This window comes from Saccharopolyspora sp. NPDC002686, assembly GCF_040295745.1.
GTDB lineage: Bacteria > Actinomycetota > Actinomycetes > Mycobacteriales > Pseudonocardiaceae > Saccharopolyspora > Saccharopolyspora oryzae.
In genome coordinates this window covers 1-11,557 of the sequence record NZ_JBEOVY010000254.1, presented here as the reverse complement: position 1 = coordinate 11,557, position 11,557 = coordinate 1, and the positions used below count along the sequence as shown (strand labels likewise).

Sequence of the window (11,557 nt, the reverse complement as noted above, 5' to 3'; positions counted from 1 at the left end):
GGGCAACACCGCCTCCTGGCGCCTAAGGAACCGTGTAAACGCAAATAGGCCCCGCCGCGGAGGCGCGTCAGCGCCGCTGCAGCTCCGCGAGCATCAGGTTCGGGTCGTTGCCGGCCAGGTTGGCTCCGTTGGTCACGTAGGCGCGGTTTCCTCGAACGGCGACGGCCGTGGTTCCCTGCATGCCGTCCTCGGCATCCAGCAGGGTCTCCTGGGCGCCGTCCGCGCCCACCCGCACGAGCTTGCTGGTCTGGTTGATCGCGGCGAGGATCTCGGTGCTCCGACCGGTGAAGTCGAAGTCGTCGATGCCTTCCAGCCGCGTGGCCCGGACCTCGGCGCGGCCGGAGCCGCCACCCTTGGTCACCGGGATGCGGACGATGGTGCCGTGGTCGGAGTTGCTCGCCCACACGGCGCCGTCGTGGACCTTCAGGCCGTTGGCGCCGAAGAAGCCACTGGGCGCCAGGGCCGGGTCCGCCGACCACACGGAGGCCTCGCCGCCGCGCAGCGGGGCCTGCCAGATGCGCCCGCCGGTGGAGTCGGTGACCAGGAAGCGATCCCGCTCGCCGTCGATGACCAGCGCGTTCGGCATGGTGTCGGCAGGCAGCGGCACGACGAGCCGGGGCTCACCGGAACGACGGATCTGCCAGATCCCGGTCAGCCCGCCCTGCCCGGCGGAGTAGAGGAAGTACACGGCGCCGCTGTCCGACCGAGCAACCCCGGTGACCACGGGGATTCCGACGACCGGGGTGGTGCCGCCACCGCCCGGAGGTAGCGGCATGGTGGCGAGTACCTGGACGGCCCCGCCCTGCGCGACCCGCACCACCTGGCGGGCGGGGATCATGCCGATGACCGCGCCACCTCCGGGATCCAGGGCGATGCTCTCGGCGGCCTGGCCCGCAGCCCGGTCAAAGTGAGCGAGGACGCGCACGTCGCCCAGGCGAGTGCTGGGGTGGTCGGCGTGCGTCGGAGCCGGGGCCGCGAGGGCTGTCGGGGCTGCGGTGCCCGCGGCGAGCAGGGTGGCGAGGCCGATCGTGGTGGCGCGCCGCCGCAGCTCGGTGGATCGGTAGGAGGACATGTCTTCCTTTCGGTCGTGCTGGGGAGGTTCCGGGCGGGGCGCCCGGCGGCCCGCACGGGGCCGTCGGGCGCGTGCGGGCTAGCCCGGGAGATGCCGGTCCGTCCGCGCTTCGCTGCGCGAGTCGGTCCCAGAGGGGGTGAAACGCTGCTGGCCGAGCACGGCCAGCAGCTCCAACTGCGAGACCGCGGCGCTGCCCGGCGCGGGTGAGTACACGATCAGGCGCTGGTCCTGCCGGGCCGTCGCCAGGATGTCGAAGTCCAGCTCTATGAGCCCGACCGCAGGGTGCAGGATGCGCTTGCGGTCGCTGCGACGGACCGCGACGTCGTGCTGGGCCCAGAGCTCGGCGAACTCCATGCTCTCCGCGCGCAACGCTCCGACCAGCTCGCCCGCCGCGGGATCCGCCGGGCGGACCGCGAGGGTCGCCCGCAGGTCGTCCACCTGCGCACGGCTCTCGTGCTCATGGTCCTCGGCGGGATAACGCCCGCGCATCTCCAGGTCGGTGAACCACCGGTAGGTACAGCTGCGGGCGAGGCCGTGGAAATGGGCCTGCTCCCCCAACAGCGCATCCGCCATCGGGTTCTGGGCGAGCACGATGTTCAGGTCGGAGGCGATCAGGGCGGGCAAGCCCTGCAACCCGTCCAACAGCCGGAGGAGGCCGCGGCTGACGTGCTCATCACCACCGATGCGAGGCGGAGCGTGGTGACCGGCGAGGCGAAAGAGATGGTCGCGTTCGTCAATCGTCAGCCGCAGCGCGCGGGCCAACGCGGTGAGCATCGCGACCGACGGTTGCGGGCCGCGTCCCTGCTCAAGCCTCGCGTAGTAGTCCGGTGACATGCCGGCGAGCTGGGCGACCTCGAAGCGTCGAAGCCCCGGCGTCCGACGCCGTCCCCCGACCGGAACACCGACGTTCTCCGGCTGGAGCAGCTCACGTCGGCGCCGGAGGAAATCTGCGAGGTCGTTCCGTTCCACTCTCCCAGGATGATCCTCGCGCGGCGGCACAACCAGGACTCGTCGATACCACCTTCATCGGACGGACGATGATCGTTCAGCTCCCGGGACGTGCGCGAGGGCCAACGCACCAAGTGGAAAGCTCGCGCGGTGCTCCGGGCAGCATTCAGGATCGAACCGCGCAGCACCGGGGAACACCCGAACCAACCGCGGATCACCGTCGACCCCGTCGGACGCCAGCCCCTGGCGAGCCACGTGATGACGCCAACAGCAACCACCGACCACCGAATGGGCCTTCTGCGGCACCACCGATTGGGCGAGAAGCTTCGGAGGTGGACCATCCCCGGTCCTGCGAGGCTGCCAGGTCTTTCCAACCGATGAGCTCGGTAGTTGCGATCGCCGACTCCGCCCTCGACCGCGACGTTCCTGCGCGATCACATTGCTTTCACCACCCAAAATATTTTTGTCCAAACTGGACAGTATCCCCCTGTTCACCAGGGCAACCCCCATCAAATAGTCCATTATGTACGAAATCGTGCTCGTTGGTTTCTCCCGGTGGCGATGTGGCTCTGGCCGGTAGTCCTCAAAGACTTCCGACCACTCGCAGTAGGGAGCCGATCGCAGCCGGTCGAGCTCGTTTCCGGGTGGTCGGTCTCGCACATCACATCCACGTCACAATTCCCGCTTCGGATGGCAGAGTGCTTCGAACTCAGTGCGGTGGAGCCCCGCCGCGCCACGTCTGGAGGCCCGTTCGTGAACAGCAAGCGCGACGATTGGACTGGACCGCGCGGCGGCCCGGCTGGGCGGCACCGGAGTCCAGGTCCAGCAGACGCGCCTACGCAGCGGTTGGGCCGACCCGCCCGCCGGAATCCCAGGTGGTGGTTGCTGCGTGCGCTCTTGGCGGTCATCGGGTTGATCACGGCGTCCGTCTGCGCGTTCCTGATCGCGTTCGGCGTCGGCTACGCCATGTGGGATGTGAAGAGCCCGGAGTCGGTCGCCCGGGCCACCGCGCAGACGGTCGTGATCAAGTATTCGGACGATTCGGAGCTGACGCGGATCGTCCCCGCCTCGGGCAACCGGACGATGATCGGGGACGTGACCCGCGAGGTGTCCCCTCCGATGCGGGCTGCCACGCTGGCGGCGGAGGACCCGACCTTCTACCAGAACCCCGGTTTCGACGTGAACGGGATCTTCCGGGCGGCGTGGGGTCAGATCACCGGTGACGACAGCGGTGGCGGTTCGACGTTGACCCAGCAGTACATCAAGCTGTCCACCGGGAACGACGAGCACACCTACGCGCGGAAGTTCAAGGAAATCGTGCTGGCGTTCAAGATGAGCCAGCAGCAGTCCAAGAACGAGATCCTCAAGGCGTACTTGAACACCGCGTACTACGGCCGGGGTGCGTACGGCATCCACGCCGCCGCGGACGTGTACTTCCACAAGGAACCGAAGGACCTGGACGCCTCCGAGGCGGCGGTGCTGGCGGGGATGGTGCAACAGCCGTCCAACAACGACCCGCGCGTCAACCCCGTGCAGGCCCAGCGCCGGTGGACCTACGTCGCCGACCAGATGGAGCGCCACCAGTTCGTCACGGCGGAGCAGCGCGCGGCGATGCGGTTCCCGACGACGCAGGACGGTGCGGACCGGACGAACCAGAACACCACCGGCACGCAGTACCAGATCCGCGAGCAGGTGCTCGCCGAGCTGGATCGGGAGGGCTACAGCCAGCAGAACCTGGAGCAGCACGGCTACACCGTCGTCACCAACATCGATCGGCAGGCGCAGAAGGCCGCCGAGGACGCGGTCGGCACGGTGATGCAGGGCCAGCCGAGCAACCTGCACCCGGCGCTGGTCGCCGTGGAACCGAACACGGGCGCGATCCGCGCCTATTACGGCGGTGGCGGCACGGCGGCAGGTGGGTTCGACTACGCCAACGCGCAGCAGCAGCCCGGTTCCGCGTTCAAACCGTTCGTGGCGCTGGCAGGGCTGGAGCAGAACCGAGGTCTGGGCGAGCTCTACGACGGCTCGTCGCCACGCGAGATCGCGGGGACGACGTTCGCCAACAACCCGGGCGTCAGCTGCGACGACCCACCGCACTGCAGCGTCCGCGAAGCGATGACCAAATCGGTCAACACGGTGTTCGTGGACATGGGCGTGCAGTTCGGGACGGCCAAGGTCGCCGACGCCGCCCACCAGGCGGGCATTCCTCGCGAGGCCAACGGCAAGCCGACCCTGCAGAACGCCGACGGCACGACCAGCGCCGGCATCGCACTGGGCATGTACCCGGTGCGCACCACCGACATGGCCAGCGCTTACGCGACCTTCGCCGACGACGGGATGCGCAACCAGCCCAGGTTCGTCCAGAAGATCGTGGACAACAGCACCGGCCAGGTCGTGCAGGACTTCGTCCCGCAACCGCGGCCCGCGTTCGACCCGAACGATCCGCACCGCAACCGGAACCTGGCCGCGAACGTGACGGAGTCCTTGCTCCAGGTCGCCGACCACTCCCACCTGCCGCTGGACGGACGGCCGGTGGCCGCGAAAACCGGGACCCACCAGTACGGCAACGGTGACAGCGCCGACAACGAGAAGGCCTGGACGGTGGGCTACACCCCGCAGATCTCCACCGCTGTGTCGATGAGCGCGGGAGACGCGCAGCACCCGGTGCTACCGGTGCGGGACGCCAACGGCGCCCCCGTCTTCGGCAGTGGCCTCCCCGGACACATCTGGCAGCAATTCATGAACGCCTACCTCGCCGGCAAGCCCGTCCAGCCCTTCACCAGCGCCGAACCGATCGGACAGTTCTACCCACCGCCACCACCCCCGCCAGCCGCTCCGCCACCACCACCCGCGCCCCCCGCGCCCGGTCCGCCATTCCCCGAGCCTGGTCCGCCACCGAAGCCGCACGGGCACCCGAGGCACGGTCACGGCGGCGGATGATGCGGAGGTCGTGAGGGCGAAGAGTTCCCGAACAAGATGCATGCCAACTCGCGGAGCACGGCTGCTGCGTCCAGTCCGGCCGCAGCAGCCGTGCTCATTCCTCTTGTCCGCGGACGACCGCCGGTCAGCGCAGGCCGACCGCGGCCTTCAGCTCGGCGAGGTCGACGAACTTGTAGTTCGAACCTTCCCGGCCTTCGACCTGCGGGTCGTCGTAGCCGTCGTGGATCACCGCGAGCCCGTTCGGATACCGCTCACCCAGCGGGGCGTTCAGCACGGCAGCGCCGTCGCAATCCTCGGAACCGTCGATGACCGATCCCGGAGCGAGGGCGAAGCCACCCCTGTACTTGTTGTCGCTGCGGCCGTAGACGGCGAAGGTGTTGTCACCCTGGCTCGAAACCAGCAGGTAGCCCTGGCCTTTCGGCTCGTTCCACAGGGTCAGGCCCTCGACGTCGGCGGTGAGGACATCGCCGCCGAAACCGGGGTCTTCGCCGTAGGTGCATTCCTCGGTAGCCGGGTCCCAGGTAGCCGGAACACCGAAGTCGCGGACCGCGTCGACCAGCTCCGGCTCACCGGTGAAGTCGGCGTTCACCCGCCAGAACCCGACGTCCTCCTGGCCGATGTAGAGGACACCGGCGGCCGGGTCCGCGACCATGCCCTCGGACTGCGGCAGCTCACCCGGTTCTTCGCAGGGACTCCAGGTGGCCCCGTTGGGCAACGTGAATTCCGCTGGCAGGTCCAGGGTGCGGACCTTGGTGTAGCCGACCTTGCCCTCGGCATCGGGCTTGAGTTCCAGCAGTGCGTGCGTGGTGCGTCCGGCCTCCGACGCCGCAGCGAAGATGCGGCCCGATTCCGGGTCCTGCCAGACCGCCAGGCCGTAGGCGGTGGTCTCGTCGTTGACCTCTGCTTGGTCCGCGGAGAAGATCAGCGGCGCATTCGCCGGGTCGGTGACCTCTTCGAGCGGAGCACCCGCGCGGTTCGCGTCGATGCTGTAGATGCGCAGCGCGTCGAAACCGCGGTCGCTGACCACCGCGTAGTTGCCGACGATGTCGACGTTGTTGATCCGACCGGGCGCGTCATCGGGACCGGGCGCCGGCTGCGCTGGGATCGACTGGACCTCACGGGCGTCGAGGTCGTACACGCGGATTCCGCCTTCCTTGGCGGTGGCTATCACCAGGCTGCGGTTGGGATCCGCGTCGTTCCGCCAGATCGCGGGGTCGTCGGCGCTGGCGTTTCCGCCCTCTTCGTCATCGAAAACGGCCGGGGTCTCGGCCTTTGCGTGCACCTGGGGCAGCAATCCCTCTGCCGCCTGCGCGGGCAGGGCCGCGAACGCGGTTGCAGCCGCGACCAGAACCGCGCTGACTGAGGTCGCCTGTGCTCTCCTCATATCTGCCTTCCTCTTCAGTTCGGCAGGAACAGATCAGCACGGTGTCCGTTTCAGGTGAACTTGCGAAACTTGCGAAGTGTCACCCGCCCGGCGGTCAAGTGAACAGCATGATCAAGAAGCCGCCGCTCAGACCCACCTCCTGGGCGTCGTCTCCGACGATCACGGCGCCGCACTTCGACCGCGGCGGCTTCCAGCGGCGTGCATCGGCTATGCGCCGTGCAGTGCGAGGTAGGGCGCTAGGGCGAGCAGTGTGATGATCAAGGCGTACTTCAGCCTGCGGGTGGGTAGGGACTGCGCGATCTTCCATCCCAGCAGGACGCCGATGAGTTCCGGGATGCCGACCAGGGCCGCCAGGGCCCAGTTGATCGTGTCGTGAGCCAGGTACCCCGCGGTTCCGACGCTGGCGATGACGATTGATTGGGCTTGGGCCGAGGCGAGGGATTCCAGCACTGGCACGCCGAGGGCGACCAGCAGGGGAACGGTGAGCATAGGTCCACCGATGCCGATGATGCCGGCAGCGACCGCTACCGCGAAACCGAGCAGTGCCACCATCCCCGCAGGCGGGTGCGCCTGGGTCGTCGCGGGACGATGCCGTTCGCGGTACCAGACCAGTGCGGCCACCAGAACCGCGAATGCGCCGAGGACCAGGCCGAAGGCCCGCTTGGAGACGGCGGTGTTGACCAAGACCCCGACCGGGGTTCCGATCAGGGCCGCGCCGGCGAGGATCAGCGCGGTGCGGCGGGTTTCCGGCTCACGCAGGTGGCCCGAACGAGCGTAGGCGGCCGTGGCCAGAATCCCGGTCGCCACATGGGTGACGATGGCGGTTCCCGCCACCTCGGCGGGAGACAGGTCGGTCAGGGCGAACAAACCGATCGTGGGCAGTACTCCGCCGGGCCCCACGGCGGTGATGCCGACGCCACCGGCGAACCCGAACAGTCCCAGGAGGATCAGCGTCGGAGTGGTGAGTCCGGCTACCACTGCACCACCTTCTGCCGAACGACTGATGAGCTCGAGCAGCGTGAGGACACGGCGATCTCCAATGCAGTTCGGTGCAGCGGGGATCTGCAGCCGGAGGGGTCGGTCAAGGCTGGACGTGACCGCGGTGCAGTGTGGCGGTCAACGCCATGCGGTCGGCGCGGATGCGGATCGACTCGGCGTCCACCGGGCGCCCATCGGACAGCCGGGTCAGGCGCTCCAAGGCGAAAACCGCAGCATGGTCCGGAATCTGCAGCAGCGCGGCGGTATCCGGGTCGGCGGTGACGGCGTGAACCGTCACCTCGGCGCTCCCGAGCAGGTGCCCCGTGGTCTCCTCGAGGAGGGTGAACACATCCCGGCCGGCGAGATCACCGTCCAGCACGCCGCAGCCGACGTCCGCGGTGAGATAGGTGGTGTCCAGCGACAGCGGTAGTCCGTCCAGCCACCGCAACCGCTCCAGGTACACCCCTCCTGCCGACGGGTCCACCTCCAGCCGCTCGGCGATCGGAACCGGCAACTCGGTGACCCGCCGGGCTGATCGGACCTGGTTGGTGATCTCGCCGTAGCCGGTCATCGCCTCGGCCAGTCCGGCGAGCCGGTCCAACCCGTGGCCGTACTTCGGCAACACCACCCTGGTGCCCACCCCGCGGCGCCTGATGATCAAGCCCTCGAGCCGCAGCAGGTCCAACGCCTCGCGCACCGCGTTGCGCGAAGCGCCGAGCTGTTCCCCCAAGCTCCGCTCATCCGGCAGCGCGCCATCGGCGAACTTTCCCGCCGTGATCTGGTACCGCAACACGTCGGCCACCTGCCGCGCCCGCTCGGCACGCGGCTGCGAGGAAACCCATCCGGCAGGGATCCGCCGTCCGGACGAGCTACCGGGGGAGGCATCAACAGGCTCGTTCACGATCGGCACGGTACTCGGCGATTATTTCGCCAGAGTTACGCCACCCATATTGACCAGCACAAACTCGCTACCAGGGAGTATCCGGCGCCCGAACGGAGATCCGCCGGGGCCAGCTGTTCCGCGCACCCCTCGAAGCGGGCAAGACCGTCTCCGGGACTGCGAAGCAGCGGGCTTCGACCGCCGCGGCAGAGTTCTGCTCGGAGCGGAACCGGTGATTCCCGGGGACTGGCGGTGTCAGGATGGCCGCATGGCCGACATCCTTCCGTTCCACAAGAAGAGCACGTCGTCCCGTGAACCGGAGCCGTTGTGGCGTGAGGTGTTGGGGCGGAGTCTGCGTGCGGTGCGGGAGGAGCAGGGTGGTCGGCTCGTCGACGTCGCCGAGCGGGCCGGTATCTCGCCGCAGTACCTGTCGGAGATGGAACGCGGGCGCAAGGAGCCTTCGAGCGAGATGATCGCCGCCGTCACGGGGGCGTTGGGCGTCGACCTGGCCGATCTGCTCATCGATATCGCGGGCGATGTGCGGCGCGCGGGCCCCGCAGTCGGTCGTCGTCCTGCGGGACCCGTGCTCATGGCCGCCTGAAACCCCGGTCTCACGCTCGGTGGTCGAGGACCCGGTCCGCGAGCCCGTAGTCGACCGCTTCCGCCGCGTTGAACACGCGGTCCCGGTCGGTGTCGTGGCGCAGGTCTTCGACGTCGCGACCGGTGTGCGCCGACAGGATTTCCTCCAGCTGGGTGCGCACCCGCACCACCTCGTCCGCCTGGATGATGAGGTCCGGGATGGTGCCCCGGCCCTGCGCCGCGGGCTGGTGCAGCACCACTCGGGTGTGGGGCAGGACTGATCGGCGCCCGGTCTCCCCCGCGGCCAGCAGCACCGCACCGGCCGCGACCGCCTGGCCGACGCACGTCGTCGCCACCGGCGCCTTGATGTAGCGGATGGTGTCGTACAGCGCGAGCATCGCCGACGGGTCACCGCCCTCGGAGTTGATGTACAGGTTGATCTCGCGGTCCGGGTTGTCGGCCTCCAGGTGCAGGAACTGGGCGATCAGCGCGTTCGCCACGCCGGAATCGATCGCGGTGCCCAGGTAGACGATCCGCTCCGACAGCAGGTGCGAGTAGACGTCCATGATCCGCTCGCCACCCAGGTTGCGGGTGATGACGTTGGGGATGGTGTAGGTGCTCATGCGCGCGCTCCCGTCTGCGAGCCGATCCCCAGCTGGTGGGTGCGCACGGGCACGACCTGGCCGAGGCTGTCGACGACGTGGTCGATGAAGCCGTACTCGCGGGCCTGCTCGGTGGTGAACCAGCGGTCGTGCAGCGAGTCGGTGAAGATCCGTTCGACCGGCTGGCCGGTGTCCTCCGCGATGAGCCCGAGCACCGTGTCCCGGGTGTGCCGCAGGTCGTCGGCCTGCACTTCCACCTCGACGGCCGAGCCTCCGATCCCGGCCGACCCCTGGTGCATCAGGATCCGGGCGTGCGGAAGCGCGAACCGCTTGCCCGGTGTTCCCGCCGACAGCAGGAACTGCCCCGCGCTGCAGGCCAGTCCCAGGGCGAGCGTGGCCACGTCGCACGGGACGAGCCGCATCACGTCGCGGATGGCGAGCATCGCCGGCACCGAGCCACCCGGCGAGTGGATCCACAGCGCGATGTCCTTGTTGGGATCTTCGCTGGCGAGGGACAGCAGCTGGGTGGTCAGCGCCGTCCCGTTGTCGTCGTCGAGCGCGCCGTCGAGGACCAGTACCCGCTGGCTGAAGAACCGCTCCCGGAGCCGGTGGTCGAACAGCGGCGGCTTCTCGTTGTTCGTCATGCCCCCGACGATGCCGCCGTCCCGGCGTCCGCCGCCGGTTTCTCCGCTGTGAGCAGATCCGCTCGTGGCAGCCCGGAACCGAATGGTCCATTATGGACAATTTTCTCGAGGGAGTGGCACCGGATCTAGCCGACGTGCTGGCCGAACCGCTTCCGGTACTGAGAGGGAGCGAGTCCGGTCGCACGACGCATCAGGGTGCGCAGGTTGGCGACGGTGCCCAGCCCGCTGCACCGCGCGACGATCTCGAAGCGGGACTCGCCTTGCTCGATCAGCCGACATGCCAAGGCGAGCCGTTCTCCCGTCAGCCACGCCAGTGGTGTGGTTCCGAGTTGAGCCCGGAAGCGGCGGTGCAGCGTGGCCGGGCTGACCGAGGCGTGCGCCGCCAGGTCGGACACCGTCAGCGGTGCGTCCAGCCGCCCTTGGGCCCAGGCCAGGAGAGGCGCGAGGGACTCGTCCCGGATGTTCGGCACGGGGCGCTCGATGAACTGCTGTTGCCCGCCGTCCCGGTGTGCGGCGAAGACCAACCGCCGGCTGACCGAGTTGGCGATCTCCGCGCCGTGGTCTCGGCGGACGATGTGCAGCCCGAGGTCGAGGGCAGCAGCGCTCCCCGCGGCGGTGAGGATGTCACCGTCATCCACGAACAGCACACCTTCTTCGAGCCGGACTGCGGGGAACCGGGCCCGGAAGGACTCCGCCCACTGCCAATGCGCGGTGGCCCGGCGTCCGTCGAGGACCCCCGCCTCGGCGAGGGTGAAGGCACCGCTGCAGAACCCGACCAGCCGCGCTCCGCGCGCGTGCGCCCGCCGAATGGCGTCGAGCACGGCCGGGCGACGGGGAACATCGACATCGGGACGGTTGGGGACGATCAGGGTGTCCGCCGAGTCCGCCGCTTCCAGGCCGGTGACACCGGTGAGCGTGAAGAAGCCGTCGCGCATCAGCGTTCGCGGCTCGGGAGAGCACAGGCAGAAGTCGTACAGATCCCGGCCGATCTCGGGTCTGCGCAGGCCGAAGACCTCGGTCGCGCAGCCGAGCTCGAAGGGGTTCGAGTTCTCGTCCACGATCACGACGACGCGGCTCGGGCCCGTCGCGGCGGCCAGGTGCGAGGAATCTTGCGGCATGTGCGATTTCTAGCACTCACGCGGATCACGCCCACCAGGCGAGGATTCAGCCATGAGCAACCAGCCCGTCGCCCTCACCGAGGCCCTGGCTTCCTTCGACGCCCTGTGGAGCCCCCGCATCGTCACGCGGGTCAACGACTACGACGTGCGCATCGCCAAAGTGGAGGGCGAGCACGTCTGGCACGTCCACGACGACACCGATGAGTTCTTCCTCGTGATCGACGGGGAGTTGCACCTCTCCTTGCGCGAGCCGACCGGGGAGCGCACGGTCCAGCTCCCCCGAGGCGCGGTCTCCACCGTCCCGCGGGGCACGGAGCACAAGCCCTCCGCCCCCACCGGTGCGGCCATCCTCATGTTCGAGCCCAGCGGGACCTCGACCGTCGGCGACCGCCACGACGAGCTCCCCGACCAC

At 68.9% G+C, this 11,557-nt stretch carries 11 protein-coding genes; 3 read left to right on the top strand and 8 right to left on the bottom strand.

Going from position 1 to position 11,557, the window contains the following annotated elements; all coding sequences use genetic code 11:
• Positions 1-67: 67 nt before the first annotated feature.
• Positions 68-1,072 carry an SMP-30/gluconolactonase/LRE family protein gene (locus ABTZ89_RS27500; RefSeq protein ID WP_351049936.1) on the bottom strand — a complete coding sequence of 335 codons (1,005 nt, stop codon included), beginning with the start codon at positions 1,070-1,072 and terminating at the stop codon, positions 68-70.
• Between the two features lie 78 nt (positions 1,073-1,150).
• On the bottom strand, positions 1,151-2,041 hold the full coding sequence (locus tag ABTZ89_RS27495; RefSeq protein ID WP_351049933.1) for a helix-turn-helix transcriptional regulator: 891 nt from the start codon (positions 2,039-2,041) through the stop codon (positions 1,151-1,153).
• 861 nt (positions 2,042-2,902) lie between these two features.
• Here ABTZ89_RS27495 and ABTZ89_RS27490 point away from each other — a divergent pair.
• Positions 2,903-4,960, top strand: coding sequence for a transglycosylase domain-containing protein (locus tag ABTZ89_RS27490; protein WP_351049930.1), 2,058 nt, complete (start codon positions 2,903-2,905; stop codon positions 4,958-4,960).
• A 124-nt stretch (positions 4,961-5,084) separates the two neighbouring features.
• Here the strand turns inward: ABTZ89_RS27490 and ABTZ89_RS27485 are convergent, their stop codons facing one another.
• The 3 genes from ABTZ89_RS27485 to ABTZ89_RS27475 form a co-directional block, all read right to left on the bottom strand.
• Positions 5,085-6,344: a phytase gene (locus ABTZ89_RS27485; RefSeq protein ID WP_351049927.1), complete on the bottom strand. Its 1,260-nt coding sequence runs from the start codon at positions 6,342-6,344 to the stop codon at positions 5,085-5,087.
• 207 nt (positions 6,345-6,551) lie between these two features.
• Positions 6,552-7,322, bottom strand: coding sequence for a sulfite exporter TauE/SafE family protein (locus ABTZ89_RS27480; protein ID WP_351049924.1), 771 nt, complete (start codon positions 7,320-7,322; stop codon positions 6,552-6,554).
• Positions 7,323-7,425: 103 nt separating this feature from the next.
• Positions 7,426-8,223, bottom strand: a complete 798-nt coding sequence (locus ABTZ89_RS27475) for a GntR family transcriptional regulator (RefSeq protein ID WP_351049921.1) — start codon at positions 8,221-8,223, stop codon at positions 7,426-7,428.
• 247 nt (positions 8,224-8,470) lie between these two features.
• Between ABTZ89_RS27475 and ABTZ89_RS27470 the strand changes: the two genes are divergently transcribed.
• Positions 8,471-8,803 (top strand): helix-turn-helix domain-containing protein, encoded by a 333-nt coding sequence (locus ABTZ89_RS27470; RefSeq protein WP_351049918.1) that lies wholly within the window; start codon positions 8,471-8,473, stop codon positions 8,801-8,803.
• Between the two features lie 10 nt (positions 8,804-8,813).
• Here the strand turns inward: ABTZ89_RS27470 and ABTZ89_RS27465 are convergent, their stop codons facing one another.
• The 3 genes from ABTZ89_RS27465 to ABTZ89_RS27455 form a co-directional block, all read right to left on the bottom strand.
• On the bottom strand, positions 8,814-9,404 hold the full coding sequence (locus ABTZ89_RS27465; protein WP_270949758.1) for a ClpP family protease: 591 nt from the start codon (positions 9,402-9,404) through the stop codon (positions 8,814-8,816).
• The gene (locus ABTZ89_RS27460) at positions 9,401-10,027 is read right to left on the bottom strand and encodes a ClpP family protease (RefSeq protein WP_270949757.1); all 627 of its coding nucleotides are present in this window, start codon (positions 10,025-10,027) and stop codon (positions 9,401-9,403) included. Before ABTZ89_RS27460 ends, ABTZ89_RS27465 begins: the two co-directional genes overlap by 4 nt.
• Before the next feature lie 125 nt (positions 10,028-10,152).
• Positions 10,153-11,145: a GlxA family transcriptional regulator gene (locus tag ABTZ89_RS27455; protein WP_351049914.1), complete on the bottom strand. Its 993-nt coding sequence runs from the start codon at positions 11,143-11,145 to the stop codon at positions 10,153-10,155.
• Between the two features lie 52 nt (positions 11,146-11,197).
• Between ABTZ89_RS27455 and ABTZ89_RS27450 the strand changes: the two genes are divergently transcribed.
• Positions 11,198-11,557, top strand: a 360-nt coding sequence (locus tag ABTZ89_RS27450) for a cupin domain-containing protein (RefSeq protein WP_351049911.1), incomplete at its 3' end; no start/stop codon positions are given.

Coding starts and splice junctions, on each gene's coding strand:
- ABTZ89_RS27500 (WP_351049936.1), bottom strand. CDS start 1,072: ATGTCCTCCTACCGATCCACCGAGCTGCGGCGGCGCGCCACCACGATC.
- ABTZ89_RS27485 (WP_351049927.1), bottom strand. CDS start 6,344: ATGAGGAGAGCACAGGCGACCTCAGTCAGCGCGGTTCTGGTCGCGGCT.
- ABTZ89_RS27470 (WP_351049918.1), top strand. CDS start 8,471: ATGGCCGACATCCTTCCGTTCCACAAGAAGAGCACGTCGTCCCGTGAA.
- ABTZ89_RS27465 (WP_270949758.1), bottom strand. CDS start 9,404: ATGAGCACCTACACCATCCCCAACGTCATCACCCGCAACCTGGGTGGC.
- ABTZ89_RS27460 (WP_270949757.1), bottom strand. CDS start 10,027: ATGACGAACAACGAGAAGCCGCCGCTGTTCGACCACCGGCTCCGGGAG.
- ABTZ89_RS27455 (WP_351049914.1), bottom strand. CDS start 11,145: ATGCCGCAAGATTCCTCGCACCTGGCCGCCGCGACGGGCCCGAGCCGC.